The sequence below is a fragment of the Microbacterium sp. NPDC090003 genome (genome assembly GCF_044748385.1).
GTDB lineage: Bacteria > Actinomycetota > Actinomycetes > Actinomycetales > Microbacteriaceae > Microbacterium.
Window position 1 is genome coordinate 1,104,360 of sequence record NZ_JBIVFW010000001.1, and the last position, 16,637, is coordinate 1,120,996.

Annotated in this window: 17 protein-coding genes; 12 read left to right on the forward strand and 5 right to left on the reverse strand. The window is 72.0% G+C overall.

The window, feature by feature from the left end:
• Window positions 1-76: 76 nt before the first annotated feature.
• Entirely contained in the window at window positions 77-1,519 is a 1,443-nt protein-coding gene (locus tag ACIPVN_RS05415) for a helix-turn-helix domain-containing protein (RefSeq protein ID WP_400440471.1), read from the forward strand.
• Between the two features lie 33 nt (window positions 1,520-1,552).
• Here the strand turns inward: ACIPVN_RS05415 and ACIPVN_RS05420 are convergent, their stop codons facing one another.
• Entirely contained in the window at window positions 1,553-2,647 is a 1,095-nt protein-coding gene (locus ACIPVN_RS05420; RefSeq protein WP_400440474.1) for a winged helix DNA-binding domain-containing protein, read from the reverse strand.
• A gap of 153 nt (window positions 2,648-2,800) precedes the next feature.
• On the opposite strand from ACIPVN_RS05420, the gene ACIPVN_RS05425 reads away from it, so the two are divergent.
• Complete coding sequence (locus tag ACIPVN_RS05425) at window positions 2,801-3,169, forward strand: DMT family transporter (protein ID WP_400440476.1); 369 nt, start codon at window positions 2,801-2,803, stop codon at window positions 3,167-3,169.
• A complete protein-coding gene (locus ACIPVN_RS05430; RefSeq protein ID WP_400440479.1) occupies window positions 3,166-3,483 on the forward strand; it encodes a DMT family transporter in 318 nt (105 codons plus the stop codon). The genes ACIPVN_RS05425 and ACIPVN_RS05430 overlap by 4 nt, the downstream gene beginning before the upstream one ends.
• Before the next feature lie 22 nt (window positions 3,484-3,505).
• On the opposite strand, the gene murQ is transcribed toward ACIPVN_RS05430, so the two are convergent.
• Window positions 3,506-4,441, reverse strand: coding sequence for an N-acetylmuramic acid 6-phosphate etherase (gene murQ, locus ACIPVN_RS05435; protein ID WP_400440482.1), 936 nt, complete (start codon window positions 4,439-4,441; stop codon window positions 3,506-3,508).
• On the reverse strand, window positions 4,431-5,333 hold the full coding sequence (locus tag ACIPVN_RS05440; protein ID WP_400440485.1) for an N-acetylglucosamine kinase: 903 nt from the start codon (window positions 5,331-5,333) through the stop codon (window positions 4,431-4,433). The genes murQ and ACIPVN_RS05440 overlap by 11 nt, the downstream gene beginning before the upstream one ends.
• Before the next feature lie 64 nt (window positions 5,334-5,397).
• Between ACIPVN_RS05440 and ACIPVN_RS05445 the strand changes: the two genes are divergently transcribed.
• Together ACIPVN_RS05445 and ACIPVN_RS05450 are read left to right on the forward strand one after the other, a co-directional pair.
• The gene (locus tag ACIPVN_RS05445; protein WP_400440488.1) at window positions 5,398-6,258 is read left to right on the forward strand and encodes a MurR/RpiR family transcriptional regulator; all 861 of its coding nucleotides are present in this window, start codon (window positions 5,398-5,400) and stop codon (window positions 6,256-6,258) included.
• A 54-nt stretch (window positions 6,259-6,312) separates the two neighbouring features.
• On the forward strand, window positions 6,313-6,963 hold the full coding sequence (locus ACIPVN_RS05450) for an HAD-IA family hydrolase (protein WP_400440490.1): 651 nt from the start codon (window positions 6,313-6,315) through the stop codon (window positions 6,961-6,963).
• Window positions 6,964-6,994: 31 nt separating this feature from the next.
• Here ACIPVN_RS05450 and ACIPVN_RS05455 read toward each other — a convergent pair whose 3' ends face one another.
• Window positions 6,995-7,588: a TetR/AcrR family transcriptional regulator gene (locus tag ACIPVN_RS05455; RefSeq protein ID WP_400440493.1), complete on the reverse strand. Its 594-nt coding sequence runs from the start codon at window positions 7,586-7,588 to the stop codon at window positions 6,995-6,997.
• A gap of 46 nt (window positions 7,589-7,634) precedes the next feature.
• Window positions 7,635-8,069, reverse strand: coding sequence for an Lrp/AsnC family transcriptional regulator (locus ACIPVN_RS05460; protein WP_400440496.1), 435 nt, complete (start codon window positions 8,067-8,069; stop codon window positions 7,635-7,637).
• 150 nt (window positions 8,070-8,219) lie between these two features.
• On the opposite strand from ACIPVN_RS05460, the gene ACIPVN_RS05465 reads away from it, so the two are divergent.
• Genes ACIPVN_RS05465 through paaZ form a run of 7 tightly spaced genes read left to right on the forward strand, consistent with a single transcriptional unit; the run spans window position 8,220 to window position 16,633 of the window.
• A complete protein-coding gene (locus ACIPVN_RS05465) occupies window positions 8,220-9,347 on the forward strand; it encodes a thiamine pyrophosphate-dependent enzyme (RefSeq protein WP_400440497.1) in 1,128 nt (375 codons plus the stop codon).
• Window positions 9,344-10,393 (forward strand): alpha-ketoacid dehydrogenase subunit beta, encoded by a 1,050-nt coding sequence (locus ACIPVN_RS05470; RefSeq protein ID WP_400440500.1) that lies wholly within the window; start codon window positions 9,344-9,346, stop codon window positions 10,391-10,393. The genes ACIPVN_RS05465 and ACIPVN_RS05470 overlap by 4 nt, the downstream gene beginning before the upstream one ends.
• Complete coding sequence (locus ACIPVN_RS05475; RefSeq protein ID WP_400440503.1) at window positions 10,390-11,736, forward strand: dihydrolipoamide acetyltransferase family protein; 1,347 nt, start codon at window positions 10,390-10,392, stop codon at window positions 11,734-11,736. The genes ACIPVN_RS05470 and ACIPVN_RS05475 overlap by 4 nt, the downstream gene beginning before the upstream one ends.
• A gap of 10 nt (window positions 11,737-11,746) precedes the next feature.
• Window positions 11,747-12,934 (forward strand): thiolase family protein, encoded by a 1,188-nt coding sequence (locus ACIPVN_RS05480; RefSeq protein WP_400440506.1) that lies wholly within the window; start codon window positions 11,747-11,749, stop codon window positions 12,932-12,934.
• The gene (locus ACIPVN_RS05485) at window positions 12,931-13,671 is read left to right on the forward strand and encodes an enoyl-CoA hydratase/isomerase family protein (protein WP_400440509.1); all 741 of its coding nucleotides are present in this window, start codon (window positions 12,931-12,933) and stop codon (window positions 13,669-13,671) included. Before ACIPVN_RS05480 ends, ACIPVN_RS05485 begins: the two co-directional genes overlap by 4 nt.
• A 23-nt stretch (window positions 13,672-13,694) precedes the next feature.
• On the forward strand, window positions 13,695-14,540 hold the full coding sequence (locus ACIPVN_RS05490; protein WP_400443315.1) for a 3-hydroxyacyl-CoA dehydrogenase family protein: 846 nt from the start codon (window positions 13,695-13,697) through the stop codon (window positions 14,538-14,540).
• The gene (gene paaZ / locus ACIPVN_RS05495) at window positions 14,537-16,633 is read left to right on the forward strand and encodes a phenylacetic acid degradation bifunctional protein PaaZ (RefSeq protein WP_400440512.1); all 2,097 of its coding nucleotides are present in this window, start codon (window positions 14,537-14,539) and stop codon (window positions 16,631-16,633) included. Before ACIPVN_RS05490 ends, paaZ begins: the two co-directional genes overlap by 4 nt.
• Window positions 16,634-16,637: the final 4 nt, after the last annotated feature.

Sequence of the window (16,637 nt, forward strand, 5' to 3'; positions counted from 1 at the left end):
TCTTCTTCGCCATTCCGCGCGACTTTCCGGCGAATCGAAACGTAAATATTGCGATTCTTTCGTCTAAGATCAAGGAATGGCGTCCTCCGGCATCCATCTCACGACCCTCGGCCATCGCATCCGGCACCACCGGCAGGCTCAGGGGTTCACCCTCGACGAGCTCGGCGCACTCGTGGGCGTCGCGGGGTCGCAGCTCAGCCTGATCGAGAACGGCAAGCGCGAACCGAAGCTGTCGCTGCTGCAGGCCATCGCCCAGGCCACGGGCACGGAGGTCACCGACCTCATCTCCGGCGAGCCGCCGAACCGCCGCGCCGCTCTCGAGATCGAGCTCGACCGCGCGCAGGAGAGCCCGGTGTTCCGACAGCTCGGCATCTCCCCCGTGCGCGTGACGAAGGGCATGAGCGACGAGACGATCGAGTCGGTACTGGGCCTGCACCGCGAACTCCAGCGGCGCGAGCGCGAGGCCATCGCTACCCCGGAGGAGGCCCGCCGCGCGAACACCGAGCTGCGGCTGCGGATGCGGGCGCAGAACAACTACCTCGGCGACATCGAGAAGCTCGCCGAGAAGCAGCTGAAGGCCGCGGGGCACGTGCAGGGCGCGCTCAGCCACCGCACCGTGAGCATCATGGCCGAGCGCCTCGGGTTCGAGCTCATCTACGTCAACGACCTGCCGCACTCCACGCGCTCGGTCACCGACCTCGAGAACGGGCGCATCTACCTCCCGCCCGCCTCGATCCCCGGGGGCCACGGCCTCCGCTCCATGGCGCTGCAGGCGATGGCCCACCGCCTGCTCGGACACACTCCGCCCACCGACTACGCCGACTTCCTGCAGCAGCGCCTCGAGATCAACTACTTCGGCGCGTGCTGCCTGCTGCCGGAGACGGCGTCCGTCGCCTTCCTGCAGCAGGCCAAGAAGGATCGCAACCTGGCCGTCGAGGACTTCCGCGACGCCTTCGGTGTCACGCACGAGGCCGCGGGGATGCGCATGACCAACCTGCTCACCCAGCATCTGGGCATGTCGCTGCACTTCTTGCGCGTGGACTCCGACGGCGCGATCACCCGCGTCTACGAGAACGACGACCTGCCCCTGCCCATGGACGTCACCGGCGCCGTCGAGGGTCAGCGCGTGTGCCGCAAGTTCCAGGCGCGGGCGGCCTTCGGCCAGCAGAACCGCACGACCGAGCACCACCAGTACACCGACACCCCCTCGGGCACGTTCTGGTGCTCGACCCAGACCGGGTCGTCGGCCGACGGCGAGTTCTCGATCACGGTGGGCGTCCCGTTCGACGACGCCCGCTGGTGGCGCGGGCGCGAGACGACCGATCGTGCGGTCTCGAACTGCCCCGATGAATCGTGCTGCCGACGTCCGTCGTCGGAGCTGGCGGAACGCTGGAGCGGAAAGTCCTGGCCGAGCGCGCGCGTGCACACGCACATGTTCTCGCCCCTGCCGCGCGGCGCCTTCCCCGGTGTCGACGACAGCGAGGTCTACGAGTTCCTCGGGCGTCACGCCGCGGAGTGATCTCCGGCGTTCATCTCGGGGCCGCGCCGCGGATCATGCCGCGGCCCCGAGGAACGTCGCGTGCCGGGCGAGCGCAGCGCGCAACTGCTCGTCGATCTCCGGATCGAGGGGCGGCCGCTCCCCCGTGGAGAACAGCTCGACGGCCGCCTCGCCACCCCCGCGTCCGGATGCCGGCGGCAGACGCCACACCCCGACCACCTCGCCGTCGACGACGACGACCGGGCGCACCATGCCGTTCTTACCGGGGCCGACCACGGCCAGCCCCTCGGGCGGGCACACGAGCGTACGATCCGCGTAGGAGATGTAGTACTCGTCGAACGCTCCGAGCACCTGCACCCTCGGAGACCCGGGCGAGCGGCGCGGCGGCGCGACGGGGGCGTAGGTGCCGTCGTCGACCTCGACCACACGCCGTCCCGCGCGTGCGGCCGCCTCGCGCGATGCTCCGAGGGTGAGCCCCGACCACCACGCGAAGTCCTCGACGCGCATCGGACCGTGGCCCTCGACGTAGCGCACGAAGAGCTCGGCGAGCGCATCGTCCGGCCGCACGGGACCACAGATCCACTCGTCGGTCGCGACGAAGCGCTGCTCACGTGCGATGCCCGCGGAGGTCGTCGCCGGCACGACCGGGCCCTGGCAGATCTCGCCCCGCATCGCGAGAGCGCCGAGCAGGTGCACGCCGCGCTGATCCCGCGGGTCGATCCCGGCATCCGACCATCGAGCGAAGGCCTCGGCACGCGAGCACCCGCCGTCGCGGAGCAGCGGGGCGACGATCGCGGCCGCGCCCCGCAGCAGCTCGTCGTCGATGCCGAGGTCGCGGTGGCGCGCAGCGGCGGCGGCCAGCTGACGCGCACCCGTGACCGACAGCACCCACGCCAGATCTCGCGCCGGGATCGTGTGCAGGGTGCCGCGCATCGTCCAGGCGCGCACGAGGTCGCCGCGATCGAAGGCGCGATCGACCGTTTCCAGAGCGACGGTGCCGCGCGTGCGGGCCGCGAGGGCCCAGCGTCCGGCGGTGAAGTCCTGACTCTGCACGGCCAGCATGTGCCGTGCAGCCTCGACGACCGACGCGGCACGGGCGGTGAGCCGATGCGAACGGAGGCGCTCACGGAGTAACGACGTGCGGTTCATGACCCCATGATGCCGGGCGCCTCCGACAGGCGATACCTCCCCCACCCGTTCACCTGTCGGACAGGGAATCCTGCGAGCATCCGACGCGTTCTCCCCTGCGGCGCACGCGCGCCGATATCCGCCGTCGGCACTGACGCTCCCGAAAGGCCCTCGATGACAGACCGACCCCGCCGCTCGCCGTGGCCGCCCCTGCTGATCGCGATCGCGCTCGAGGTGTCGGCGACGCTGTCCTTGCGCGCGGCCGAGGGCTTCACGCATCCGCTCTGGCTGATCGTGGTCGTCGTCGGGTACTCGGGATCGCTCTGGTTGCTCTCGCTCGTGCTCGATCGGGGGATGCCGGTGGGCGTGGCCTACGGCATCTGGTCGGCGATCGGTGTCGTGCTCACCGCCGTGCTCGGCACCGTGCTGTTCCGCGAGACGCTCGGCACGGTGCAGATCATCGGGGTCGGCGCGATCGTCATCGGCGTGCTGCTCGTGGAGCTCGGCTCGCACGCCCGCCCGACATCGGAGGCCGCCTCGTGATCTGGGTGCTGCTGGTTCTGGCGATCGCGAGCGAGGTCACCGCCACGTTGAGCCTGCGCGCCTCCGAGGGCCTGCGCCGCAGGCGGTGGATCCCCGTGATCGTCGTCGGCTACGTCGCCGCGTTCTCGCTGCTGGGCGCGATCCTGGCGATGGGCATGCCCGTGGGCGTGGCCTACGGCATCTGGGCCGCCGCCGGCGTTGCGATCACCGCCGTGATGGGCCGCATCCTGTTCCAGGACCACTTCTCGGCCATGATGGCCGCGGGCGTCGCGCTCATCGCGGTCGGGGTCGCGCTCATCGAGTTCGGGCACTGACCGCCGCGACGACCGGGCGATCTCAGCTCAGCGCCGAGATCGCCTCGCGCAGCAGACCGTCGGCGGCGTCGAGAGCCGAGGCCGCGTCCGCGGGCGTCGCGCCCGTGGCGAGGATGAGCACCGCGAGCTTGACCGAGCCGTCTGCGGCGGCGAGCGCGCGTGCGGCCTCGTCGGTGTCGACTCCCGCGAGCTGCGACACCGTGCGGATGGACCGCGCGTGCAGCTTCTCGTTGGTGGCGAGCAGGTCGACCATCACTCCGCGGTAGGTCTTGCCGAGCTTGATCATCGAGAGCGTCGTGAGCATGTTGACCACGAGCTTCTGCGCGGTGCCCGACTTCAGCCGCGTCGACCCGGAGATGAACTCGGGACCCGTCACGACCTCGATCGCGATGTCGGCGGCGGCACCGATCGCGGAGCCCCGGTTCGAGGCGATCGCGACCGTGAGTGCGCCGAGATCGCGGGCGTAGTCGAGCCCGCCGATCACGTAGGGAGTGCGGCCCGACGCCGAGATGCCGACGACCGTGTCGGATGCGGTGAGCTGCAGTTCTGCCAGCGATGCGGCCGCGGCGTCGGCGTCGTCCTCGGCGTTCTCGACCGCCGAGCGGATCGCCGTCTCACCGCCGGCGATGATGCCGACCACGAGCGAGGGGTCGGTACCGAAGGTGGGCGGGCACTCGCTCGCGTCGAGCACCCCGATGCGGCCCGCCGTGCCGGCCCCGATGTAGATGAGGCGCCCGCCGCGACGGAACCGCTCGGTGATGCCGTCGACGGCGGCGGCGATCTGCGCGGCCTCCGCGGCCACGGCTCCGGCGACCCGGGCGTCCTCGGCGTTCATGCGCTCGACGAGCTGTGCGCTCGTCAGCAGATCGAGGTCGCCGCGCTCGGTGGTCGCCGCCTCGGTGTCGAGCTTCGACAGCTCCTCGATCAGAGCGGTGAGTCGGGTGTCGTCATTCGGCACGGTGCACGAACCTTTCGTGAGGGAGATCGAAGCGGGTGGCGAGCAGCAGGGCACCGTCGATCGCGTCGCCGACGGGCGGCTGCACCCGGCGTCCGGCGGCGGCGAGCGCGGCGGTCAGCTGCGCGCGGAACCAGGCGTGGTCGGTGAGTCCGCCGTGCAGCACGACGTCGGGCGTCGTGGACGCCACGACGGCGGAGGCGGTGAGCAGACGGGTGGCCTCGGCGACGATCGCCCCGGCGGCCTCGTCGCCGGTCTCGGCGGCATCCAGCGCGAGAGGGGCGAGGGTCGCGAGGCGTCGGGCGAGCGGGTCGCCGTGCGCGAGCCAGGGAATGATGTCGGATGCCGCGCCCACGGGTTCCGCGATCGCCTCGGCGAGAGCGGTCGCGGGGCCGAGGCCGTCGGCGGCGCGCAGCACGGCGCGGAGCACCTCGCGTCCGAGCCAGGAGCCGCTTCCGAGGTCGCCGACGTCGGGACCCCAGCCGTCGACGAGGCGGGCGCCGTCGGCATCCGTTCCGAGGGCGGCAGCGCCCGTGCCGGCGATGAGAAGCACACCGTGGGCGCCGTCGAGCGCTCCGGCATGGGCCGTGACGACGTCGGAAGCCACGGCCACGGGGGCCAGCACGCGAGCGGCGAGGAGGCCTGCCAGGCGCTGCGCGGCGGCGGGTGCGGCCCACGCACCCGCCGCTCCGACGGCGAGGGCCGAGATCGTCCCGTCCACCTCGTCGGCGAGCACCGTCTCGACCGCAGCGAGCGCGGCGCTGACGCCGTCGGCGGCGGCGAGCCCCGGCGCACCTGTACCCTCATGTGCAGGTCGGCGTGTCGGATCGGCCACCACGAGGCGGCACCGCGACTTGCCGAGGTCCACGGCGAGCAAGCGCGGCGTCGAAGTCATAAAAATAGTCTACGCGGATTGATGACCACATGAAAGAATTGTTCACGTCCGGTGAAGGAGACGCATGAGTATCCAGACGACGATCGCGGCGTCGGTCGACACACTGCCGCCCTCCCTCGCCCGGATCGCCCGCGCCGTCGCCGACAACCCCACCCAGGTGATCGAGAGCACGATCACCGAGCTCGCCGCGTCGTGCGACACCTCGGTCGCCTCGGTCGTGCGCTTCTGCCGCGTGATCGGCGTGAGCGGTTACGCCGCGCTACGTCGCACCCTCGCCGCCGAGCTCGGCCGCGAGTCGGTCAACTTCGGCACGAACAGCGGGTTCGGCGCGGAGATCGCCGCCGACGACAGCCTGCGTGACGCCGCCCGCAAACTCGCCGCACTCGAACGACTCGCGATCGAGGAGACCGTCGAGCGACTCGACTACGACGCGCTCGGCGCCGCCGCCGAAGCCATCGAGGGCTCGGGGCGCATCCTGCTGTTCGGCATCGGGGCGAGCCGCCTCGCCGCCGCCGATCTCGGCCACAAGCTGCTGCGCATCGGCCACAACGCGATCGCCCTCGACGATGCGCACGAGGCGAGCGCCGCCGCCGCCCTCCGCACCTCGCCCACCGTCGCGATCGGCTTCTCGAACTCGGGAACCACACCCGAAGCCGTGCTCTTCCTCCAGTCCGCGCGCGAGACCGGTGCCACGACGATCGGCATCACCGGGGCCAGCACCTCGCCCCTCGCCCGCGCCTCCGATCACCTCCTCCTCACCCACGCCCGCGAATCGCGCTTCCGCGCCGGCGCGATGGTGAGCCGCATCGCCCAGCTCGCGCTCGTCGACTGCCTGTTCATCGGTGCGGCGCAGCTGCGCCGCGACGTCGCAGTCGACGCCCTCGAGCGCAGTGCCGCCGCGACCCGGGCACTGCGGGGCGAGTAGCCCGTCTCCGGCGATGAGGCGGGTGCTGCGGCCCCACGCCGTTAGCCTGGAGGGGTGACCGAGACCCTCCACGCCCGCGCCGTCCTCCTCGATATGGACGGGACCCTGGTCGACTCGACCGCCGTCGTCGAACGCCTGTGGCTGGAGTGGGCGCAGCCGCACGGGCTCGACCCCGCCACGGTGCTGCGGGTCATCCATGGCCGCCAGGGCCACCAGAGCATGTCGATCCTGCTGCCCGAGCGCGACCACGCGATCAACCTGCACGAGAACACCGTCATGCTCGCGAACGAGAGCAGCGACGTCGAGGGCGTCGTCGAGATCACGGGTGCCGCCGCGCTGCTGCAGGCGCTGCTCCCCCACCCGCACGCGATCGTGACCTCGGCGAACGTCGAGCTGATGACCGCACGCATGGGCGCGGCAGGACTCCCCCTGCCCGCCCTGACGATCACCGCCGAGAGCGTCTCGGCATCGAAGCCCGACCCCGAGGGCTTCCTCCGCGCTGCGGCGGATCTCGGTGTCAATCCCGCCGACTGCATCGTGTTCGAGGACTCGGGCGCCGGCATCCAGGCTGCGCACGCCGCCGGCATGCGCGTGATCGGCGTGGGGCCGCACGCACACGCGCACGATCCCGAGGTGCAGGTCGACGACCTCACCCGGGTCGCCGTGACGGCGACGGACAACGGCTTCACGCTGACGATCGGCTGACGCCCCGCGCCGGAGAGGCGGATGCCGCGGCTCAGCGCGTGCGGAGTCCGTCGAGCGCCACGGCGAGAACGTCGCGGGCGAGGGCCTCGGCCCCCTCAGGACCGTTCGGGCGATACCACTCGATGAGCGAGTTGACCATGCCGAAGAGCAGACGCGTCGCGACCGAGGCATCCACGTCGGCGCGCACCGCGCCCTCGTCCTGCGCCGCGCGCACGATCGCGGTCACGGCCTGATCGAAGGCGCGCCGACGTTCGAGCGCGCACCGTTCGACCTCGCTGTTGCCCCGCACGCGCAGAAGCAGCGTGACCGAGGGCAGGTGCGCGACGAGCACACCGACGGCGCCCTCGAGCACCGCGGCCAGACGGTCTCCCGGGCGCACGGCATCCGTGGCGGCCAGCACGCCCTCGAGACCGTCGAGAGCCTCGTCGAGGGCCGTCTCGAGGATCTCCTCCTTCGAGGAGAAGTGGTGGTAGAGCGCGGCCTTCGAGAGCCCGAGTCGAGCGGCGAGGGCCGCCACCGAGGTGCCGTCGTAGCCGGACTCGTTGAACACGGCGACCGCGGCATCGAGCAGTCCTCGGCGGTCGTACCCCGGGCGCCCGCGGCGGACGGGGTCGGTGGCGGTCATCGCCCCAGTCTGGCACGCGGTGTTCTCCGGGCTGAGAGATCCGCGCTCAGCGCTCGAAGTCCTCGAAGATGAGAGTCGTTCGGGTCGTGCGGATCGACGGGATCGCCTGGATGTCCTCGAGCACGATGCGGCGGAGGTCGCGCGCATCGTTCGCCCGCACGAGCAGGATCACGTCGAAGTCTCCGCCGACCAGCGCCATGTGCTCGATCTCGGGGATCGCCCGCAGACGATCCTGCACGAGCTGCCAGCTGGCCTGCTCGATGGCGAGGGTGACGTAGGCGCTCGCGTGATGGCCGAGCTTCGAGGGATCCGTGCGCACCGTGTACCCGGTGAGCACGCCCGCGTCGGTGAGTCGGCGGATGCGGGCGTGTGCGCCCGCCCGCGAGATGTGCACGGCATCCGCCAACGCCGTCATCGACGCTCGCGCATCGCGGCGCAGCTCGTCGAGGATCGCACGGTCGATCTCATCCAGCGTGGTCATGGCACTCCTTCGTCCCGCCTCGAATTCTGACACTTCGGCGAGCGGGAAGGCAATGCGCGGGCAATCGTCCAGCATTCCCCCTCTCCCCTTGGACGACTGCGCGGGAACGCGCATGATGGCGTCATCAGGTTCGGCGAGGAAGGCGACCAGATGAACGACGACATGCTCCCCCGCGACGAGGCGGTGCAGCTCATCGCCCCCGACGGCACGCTCACCGAGGACGCGGACTATCCGCTGCCCGGCCGCGACGCGCTGCTCGACGCCTACCGCGGGCTCGTCGAGGGGCGCCGGTTCAACGACCAGGCCAGCGCCCTGGTGCGCCAGGGCCGCCTCGCCGTCTACCCCTCGTCGCACGGGCAGGAGGCCTGTCAGGTCGCGGCAACGCGCGTGCTGGGCGGCGCGTCGGACTGGCTGTTCCCCACCTACCGCGACGCCGTCGCCATCATCGGGCGCGGAGTCCCGCCGGCGCAGACCATGGTGCTGCTCGCGGGCGACTGGCACTCGGGGTACGACGTGCGCGCCCACCGCGTCGCCGCGCAGTCCACGCCGCTCGCGACCCAGTTGCTGCACGCGGTCGGCTTCGCGCACGCCGCGAAGCGCCGCGGCGACGACACCGTCGTACTCGCCCTGTGCGGCGACGGCGCCACGAGCGAGGGCGACTTCCACGAGGCGATGAACTTCGCGTCGGTGTTCCGCCTGCCGGTGGTCTTCTTCGTGCAGAACAACGGGTTCGCGATCTCGGTGCCCCTCTCGCGCCAGACCGCCGCCCCCTCGCTCGCGCACAAGGCCATCGGGTACGGGATGCCGGGCCGGCGGGTCGACGGCAACGATGTCGCCGCACTGCTCGCGGTGCTCGGCGCGGCCGTCGCGCGCGCACGTGCCGGCGACGGGCCCTCCCTCGTCGAGGCGCACACCTACCGGATGCAGGCGCATACCAATGCCGACGACGACACCCGCTACCGCGAGCGCGCCGAGGTGCAGGCCTGGGTCGAGCGCGACCCGCTGCTGCGGCTGCGCACGCACCTGCGCGCGGTCGGAGCGCTCGACGACGACCTCGACGCCGGGTTCGCCGCGGGTGCCGAGACCCTCGCGGCCGAGTTGCGCACCGCGCTGAACACCGACGCCGACCTCGATCCCGAGGATCTCTTCCGGTTCGTGACCGCGACCCGCTCGCCGCAGCTCGAGGAGCAATGGTCGATGCTGCGCGGCGAGATCGAGCGCGCGGCGATGGCATCCGGACAGGCGGAGCCCGCCTCTCGCGAAGGAGCATCCCGATGACGATCGCGCAGGACGGCACGCATCTCGACGGCGCGCGGCTCGACGCCGATGCGACCGGCCGCGCGCCCGCGACGCTCACCATGGCCGCGGCCCTGAACCTCGCCCTCGCCGACGCCCTGGCCGACGACCCCGAGGTCGTCGTCTTCGGGGAGGACGTGGGCGCGCTCGGCGGGGTCTTCCGGGTCACCGACGGACTCACCGCGCGCTTCGGCGAGGACCGCTGCTTCGACACACCGCTCGCCGAGTCCGGGATCGTCGGCACGGCGGTGGGCATGGCGATGAACGGCATGCGCCCCGTGGTCGAGATGCAGTTCGACGCCTTCGCCCTGCCCGCGTTCGAGCAGGTGGTGAGCCACGTCGCGAAGTACGGGAACCGCACGCGCGGAGGGGTACGGATGCCGCTGGTCATCCGCATCCCGTTCGGCGGCGGCATCGGCGGGGTCGAGCACCACTGCGACTCGTCGGAGGCCTACTACGCGCACACCCCCGGCCTGACGGTCGTGTGCCCGTCGACTCCGCAGGACGCGTACTCGCTGCTGCGCGCGGCGATCGAGTCCCCCGATCCGGTCGTGTTCCTCGAGCCCAAGAAGCTGTACTGGACGCGCGGCGACGTCGACACCGCCCACCGCGTCGACCTCGGCAGCGCCCGGGTCGCGCGCACCGGCACCGACGTGACACTGCTCGCCTACGGCGCGGCCGTACCGCTCGCGCTCGAAGCAGCCGAGGCCGCAGCCGCCGAGGGCCGCAGCGTCGAGGTGGTCGACGTGCGCTCGCTCTCGCCCTTCGACGACGCCACGGTCACGGCCGCCGTGCGCACGACCGGCCGGGCCGTCGTGATCGCCGAGGCCCCCGGGTACGCGAGCGTCGCCTCCGAGATCCAGTCGCGGGTGTTCGAGCGCTGCTTCGAACACCTCGAGGCACCGGTGCGAAAGGTGACGGGGTTCGACATCCCCTACGCCCCGCCGAAGCTCGAGCACTGGTATCTGCCCGACGTCGACCGCGTGCTCGACGCGATCGACACGCTGCACTGGGAGGACGAATCGTGAGCACCCTCACCGCGCACGTCTTCCGCCTGCCAGACCTGGGCGAGGGCCTCACCGAGGCCGGTCTCGTGCAATGGCTCGTGGCGGTGGGAGACACGATCGCCGTCGATCAGGCGATCGCCGAGGTCGAGACGGCCAAGAGCGTCGTGGAACTGCCCTCCCCCTTCGCCGGTGTGGTCACCGCGCTGCACGGCGACGCCGGCGACACGATTGCCGTCGGCGACCCCGTACTGGAGGTATCGGATGCCGCGGGGACGAGCGCCTCGCCCGACACCGTCGTGCCCGAGAACGCGGCGCACGAGGACTACCGAGTCGAGGAACGCGCGGGCTCGGGCAACGTGCTCATCGGCTACGGCACGAGTGGACGGTCGGCGGCCGGACGTCGCCGCCCCTCGGTCGTTCACGACCCGACCGCGGCGCCCGCCGAGAAGACGGAGGCACCCCGTGCTCGCACCGTCGCCGTGCGCTCGCCGATCGTGCGTCGGCTCGCGCGCGACCTCGGTCTCGACGTGCGCGCGATCCCCGCGACCGGAGCCGACGGCGCCGTGACGCGCGCCGACGTGCTGCGGGCCGCGGTCGATCATGCCGTCGACGGCGCGCACGCACCGGCATCGGCGGGTTCGGCGTCGCCCGTCGACGAGATCGACGGCCTGCGCGTGCGGGCCCGTGACCGTCTGTCTCCGCTGCGGCGCGCCGCGAGCGCCCGCCTGAGCCGCAGTCGCTCCGAGATCCCCGAGGCGACGGTCTGGGTCGACGTCGATGCGACGCGTCTCTGGGATCTTCGCCGCGAGATCGCCACGACCGGCGAGCGCGCGCCCTCGCTGACCGCGCTGTTCGCGCGCTTCGCGCTACTCGCCCTCGAGGACCACCCCGTGCTCGCCTCGCGTCTGGGCGACGGCGGTGACGAGATCGTCGCGTTCGAGGGCGTGAACCTCGGGATCGCCACCGACACCGAGCGCGGGCTGCTCGTGCCGGTCGTCTCCCGCGCGCACGAGTTGAGCGTCGCGCAGCTCGACGCCGCGCTGCGCGAGCTCACCGAGACCGCCCGAGCGGGAGTGATGCCGCCCGAGCGGATGCGCGGCTCGACCTTCACTCTGAACAACTACGGCGGACTCGGCGTCGACGGCTCCGCCGCGATCATCAACCATCCCGACGTGGCGATCCTCGGCATCGGACGCGTGCTCGAACGCCCCTGGGTCGTCGACGGCGAGGTCGTCGCCCGCCGCATCGTCCAGCTGTCGCTGGTGTTCGACCACCGCGTGTGCGATGGCGGCTACGCCGCGAGCTTCCTGCGACAGCTGGTCGCGCTGATCGAACAGCCCTTGCGCGCCTACGGGCGGGTGTGAGGAGGCCGACATGACCGAGGCGTTCCTCATCGGCGGGATCCGCACCCCGATCGGTCGCTACGGCGGCGCCCTCGCCGGCATCCGTCCCGATGATCTCGCCGCCCTCGTGGTGCGCGCCGCCGTCGATCGCGCGGGAGTGCCGGATGCCGCGATCGACGAGGTGATCCTGGGAGCTGCGAACCAGGCCGGGGAGGACAACCGCAACGTCGCACGCATGGCCGTGCTGCTCGCAGGACTCCCCGAAGAGATTCCGGGCTTCACGGTGAACCGGCTCTGCGCCTCGGGGATGTCGGCCATCGCTCTGGCCGCCCAGGCGATCCGCGCGGGCGACGCGGAGCTGCTCGTCGCGGGCGGCGTCGAATCGATGACCCGGGCTCCCTGGGTGCAGGGCAAGCCCGAACGGGCGTGGGCGAAGCCGGGCACCGTCATCGACACCTCGATCGGCTGGCGGTTCACGAACCCGCGCCTCGCGGCGCGCGCGGGCGCCACGCTCTCGATGCCCGAGACCGCCGAGGAGGTCGCCCGACGCGACGGGATCACGCGAGAGGATGCCGATGCGTTCGCGCTGCGCAGCCACCGGCTCGCCGTCGACGCGATCGACGCGGGACGCTTCGCCGACGAGATCGTCGCCGTGCCCACGCGCACAGGCGAGGTCGACGTCGACGAGGGTCCCCGCCGCGACACCGACATCGGCGCGCTCGCGGGGCTGCGCCCCGTGGTGGAGGGCGGCCGTGTCGTCACGGCGGGTAACTCGAGTTCGCTGAACGACGGGGCTTCCGCCGTGATCGTCGCCTCGGGTGAGGCCGTGCGCCGGTACGGCCTCACCCCGCGCGCCCGCATCGTGACCGCTACCTCTGCCGCCCTCGCCCCCGAGGTCATGGGCCTCGGCCCCGTGCCGGCGACCGAGAAGGCGTTGCGCCGCACCGGCCTCGCGGTCGACGGGATCGGAGCCGTCGAGCTCAACGAGGCGTTCGCCTCGCAGTCGCTCGCATCGATCCGGCGACTCGGACTCGACCCCGAGCGCGTCAACGGGGACGGCGGGGCGATCGCCCTCGGGCACCCGCTCGGGTCGAGCGGTTGCCGTATCGTCGTCACGCTGCTCGGGCGCATGGAGCGCGAGGGCGCGGGACTCGGACTCGCGACGATGTGCGTGGGCGTCGGGCAGGGCACCGCCATGATCCTGGAGCGGGTGGCATGAGCGACCCTCTGTTGATCGAACGACGGGATGACCGCGTGCTCGCCACGCTGCACCGACCCGAGCGCCGCAACGCCATCGACCTCGCCACGATCGATGCCCTGCACGCGCTCTGCGCCGAGCTCGAAGCCGACCCCCGCACGCTGATCCTCACGGGGGCGGGCGGCGACTTCGCGGCGGGCGCCGACATCGCCCAACTCCGCGAGCGCCGCGCCGACGATGCGCGCCGCGGGATCAACGCCACGGCCTTCATCCGGGTGTCCGAACTGCCGATGCCGGTCATCGCCGCCCTCGACGGCTACGCGCTGGGCGGTGGCGCCGAACTCGCGTACGCCGCCGATATCCGCATCGCCACCGCGTCGCTCCGGATCGGCAACCCCGAGACCGGACTCGGCATCCTCGCCGCTGCCGGCGCGACCTGGCGACTGCCCGAGATCGTCGGCCATGCCCGCGCCGCCGATCTCCTGCTCACGGGCCGCGCGCTGGGCGCGGACGACGCCCTCGCCTGGGGCCTCATCTCGGCGATCCATCCGCCCGAGCAGCTGCTGCCCGCCGCGCACGCGATCGCGGACCGCATCGCCGCGAACGACGCGCTCGCCACACGGCACACCAAGCACGCCCTCCGCGCGCCACGTGCGGAGCATCCGCGTATCGACGGAGAGCTGCAGGCCGAGTTGTTCGAGAGCCCCGAGAAGGACCGCCGCATGATGGCGTTCCTCGATCGGACGGGTCGCTCGTGAGCGTTCCGGCCATCGTCGGCGTGATGGGCGGAGGGCGTATGGGCGCGGGCATCGCGCATGCGTTCCTGCTCGCGGGATCGCGGGTGGTCGTCGTCGAGCGCGATACGGCGAGCGCGGATGCCGCGGCGCTGCGCATCGACGAGAGCCTCCGTCGTTCCGCCGACCGCGACCCCGGCCTCGATGCGGGCGACTGCGCCGCGCGCCTCCGACTCTCCACCGATGTCGAGGCGTGCGCGGATGCCGCACTGGTCGTCGAAGCCGTTCCGGAGGACCGCGTGCTCAAGGAGGACGCGCTCTCGCGGCTCGACGAGGTGCTGTCGGCCGACGCCGTGCTCGCCTCGAACACCTCATCGATCTCGATCGATGACCTCGCCCTCGCCCGCCGTCGGCCCGAGAGATTCCTCGGCCTCCACTTCTTCAATCCGGTGCCCTCGTCGGCGCTCGTCGAGATCGTGCGGGGTTCGGCCACCGACCCGACCGTGGTCGACGCGGCGCGCGAGTGGGTCGCCCTGCTCGGCAAGACGCCGATCGTGGTCGCCGACTCCCCCGGCTTCGCGTCGTCGCGCCTCGGCGTCGCGCTCGGACTCGAAGCCATCCGGATGCTCGAGGAGCGCGTCGCGTCGGCGGCCGACATCGACGCCGCCATGACGCTGGGGTACCGGCATCCGGTGGGTCCGTTACGCACGACCGACGTGGTGGGGCTCGACGTGCGCCTCGGCATCGCCCAGGAGCTCGCCCGCGAGTTGGGTGAGCGCTTCGAGCCACCCGCCCTGCTCCGCCGGATGGTCGCCGAGGGCCGACTGGGGCGCAAGAGCGGCGCGGGCTTCTACGACTGGACCGACCCCGATTCTCCGAAGGAGACCCGATGACCGAATACCTGCCCAGCTTCATCGAGGGCGCCTGGTGGACGCCCTCGGCCGGATCGCCCTCGACGGAGGTGCGCGACGCATCGACCGGCGAGCTCGTGACCCGCGTGTCGACCACGGGTCTCGACCTCGCGGCAGCGCTCGTGCACGCCCGCACGGTCGGGCAGGCGAGCCTCGCCGCACTCACCTTCCACCAGCGGGCCGTGCTGCTCAAGCAGTTCGCGCTCGCGCTGACCGCCCGCAAGGACGAGCTGTACGCGCTCTCGGTCCGCGCGGGTGCGACGACCGCCGACTCGTGGGTCGACATCGACGGCGGTATCGGCGTGCTCTTCTCCTACTCGGGCAAAGGACGCCGCGAACTGCCGAACGGCACCGTACGCATCGACGGCCCGGTCGAGCCCCTCTCGAAGGACGGGTCGTTCCTCGGGCGCCACGTGCACACCACACTGCCGGGCGTCGCCGTGCAGATCAACGCTTTCAACTTCCCGGTGTGGGGCGCGCTCGAGAAGTTCGCCCCCGCCTTCCTCGCAGGAATGCCGACGCTGATCAAGCCCGCGACCCCGACCGGGTATCTCGCCGAAGCGATGGTACGCATCCTGATCGAGTCGGGGCTGGTACCCGAGGGCACGCTGCAACTCGTGAGCGGGAGCGTGACCGATCTCTTCGACCACCTGCTCCTCGGCGACCTCGTGGGATTCACGGGCAGCGCATCGACGGCCGAGTCGTTGCGCCGGCATCCCGCGGTGCAGACCGGGGGCGTGCGGTTCACGGCCGAGACCGACTCGATCAACGCCTCGGTGCTGGGCACGGATGCCACGGCCGGGACGCCCGAGTTCGAGGCCTACGTGCGCCAACTGGTCACCGAGATGACGACGAAGGCCGGGCAGAAATGCACCGCGATCCGTCGCGTCATCGTGCCGGAGGGATCGGCGGATGCCGTGATCGAGGCGGTGCGCGCCCGCCTGTCGGAGCGGACGGTGCTCGGCGATCCCCGTGCGGAGGGCGTGACGATGGGCCCACTCGCCTCGCTCGCCCAGCGCGACGAGGTGCTGCGACAGGTCGCCGTGCTGCAGGATGCCGGCGGGCGGATCGTCGTCGGCGCGCTCGATGCGCCGGACGTGCGGCACGTCGACGGTTCGTCCGGACCCTCCGCCGACGGCGCGTTCGTCGCGCCGATGCTGCTGCGCTTCGACGACGCGCAGACGGATGCCGTGCACGAGGTCGAGGCCTTCGGCCCCGTCGCCTCTCTGCTGACCTACGCGACCGTCGCAGAGGCCGCGGCGCTCGTCGCCCGCGGCGGAGGTTCACTGGTGACGAGCATCGCGACGCATGACCCCGCGGAGGCGGTGGCGCTCGCGACCCGCATCGCGCCGTTCAACGGGCGGCTGCTGGTGCTCGACCGCGACGATGCGCGCTCGTCGACCGGACACGGATCCCCGCTCCCGAACCTCGTGCACGGTGGGCCGGGGCGGGCCGGCGGTGGTGAGGAGCTGGGCGGGATCCGCGCGGTGCTGCACCACATGCAGCGCACCGCCTTGCAGGGGTCGCCCCAGATGCTGACGGCGCTCACCGGCGTCTGGCATGCGGGCGCCGCTGTGCGCAGCGACGGACGGCATCCGTTCCGCCGATCGCTCGCCGAACTGCGGGTCGGTGATCAGGTGGCCTCGGGTTCACGCACCGTGACCCTCGACGACATCGAGACGTTCGCGCAGTTCACCGGCGACACGTTCTACGCCCACATGGACGAGACCGCGGCGGCGGCCAATCCCTTCTTCCCGGGGCGGGTCGCGCACGGCTACCTGCTCGTCTCGTGGGCGGCGGGGCTCTTCGTCGATCCCGAGCCCGGTCCGGTGCTCGCGAACTACGGCCTCGAGGACCTGCGCTTCGTCACCCCGGTGTCACCCGGCGATGAGATCCGCGTCGAACTGACCGCCAAGCAGATCACACCGCGCGAGACCGACGACTACGGCGAAGTGCGCTGGGACGCGACCATCCGCAACCAGCGCGACGAGACGGTCGCGACCTACGACGTGCTCACGCTCGTGCGCAAGCAGCCTCAGGGCGAGACGGTGCCCGCCGAGGCCGTGCACGCCTGAGCAG

Excerpts from the sequence above, each read along its gene's own strand:
- ACIPVN_RS05485 (WP_400440509.1), top strand. The coding sequence starts at position 12,931 with ATGAGCGACCCTCTGTTGATCGAACGACGGGATGACCGCGTGCTCGCC.
- paaZ (WP_400440512.1), top strand. The coding sequence starts at position 14,537 with ATGACCGAATACCTGCCCAGCTTCATCGAGGGCGCCTGGTGGACGCCC.
- ACIPVN_RS05455 (WP_400440493.1), bottom strand. The coding sequence starts at position 7,588 with ATGACCGCCACCGACCCCGTCCGCCGCGGGCGCCCGGGGTACGACCGC.
- ACIPVN_RS05480 (WP_400440506.1), top strand. The coding sequence starts at position 11,747 with ATGACCGAGGCGTTCCTCATCGGCGGGATCCGCACCCCGATCGGTCGC.
- ACIPVN_RS05420 (WP_400440474.1), bottom strand. The coding sequence starts at position 2,647 with ATGAACCGCACGTCGTTACTCCGTGAGCGCCTCCGTTCGCATCGGCTC.
- ACIPVN_RS05470 (WP_400440500.1), top strand. The coding sequence starts at position 9,344 with ATGACGATCGCGCAGGACGGCACGCATCTCGACGGCGCGCGGCTCGAC.
- ACIPVN_RS05415 (WP_400440471.1), top strand. The coding sequence starts at position 77 with ATGGCGTCCTCCGGCATCCATCTCACGACCCTCGGCCATCGCATCCGG.
- ACIPVN_RS05465 (WP_400440497.1), top strand. The coding sequence starts at position 8,220 with ATGAACGACGACATGCTCCCCCGCGACGAGGCGGTGCAGCTCATCGCC.
- ACIPVN_RS05425 (WP_400440476.1), top strand. The coding sequence starts at position 2,801 with ATGACAGACCGACCCCGCCGCTCGCCGTGGCCGCCCCTGCTGATCGCG.
- ACIPVN_RS05490 (WP_400443315.1), top strand. The coding sequence starts at position 13,695 with ATGGGCGGAGGGCGTATGGGCGCGGGCATCGCGCATGCGTTCCTGCTC.
- ACIPVN_RS05460 (WP_400440496.1), bottom strand. The coding sequence starts at position 8,069 with ATGACCACGCTGGATGAGATCGACCGTGCGATCCTCGACGAGCTGCGC.
- ACIPVN_RS05445 (WP_400440488.1), top strand. The coding sequence starts at position 5,398 with ATGAGTATCCAGACGACGATCGCGGCGTCGGTCGACACACTGCCGCCC.
- ACIPVN_RS05440 (WP_400440485.1), bottom strand. The coding sequence starts at position 5,333 with ATGACTTCGACGCCGCGCTTGCTCGCCGTGGACCTCGGCAAGTCGCGG.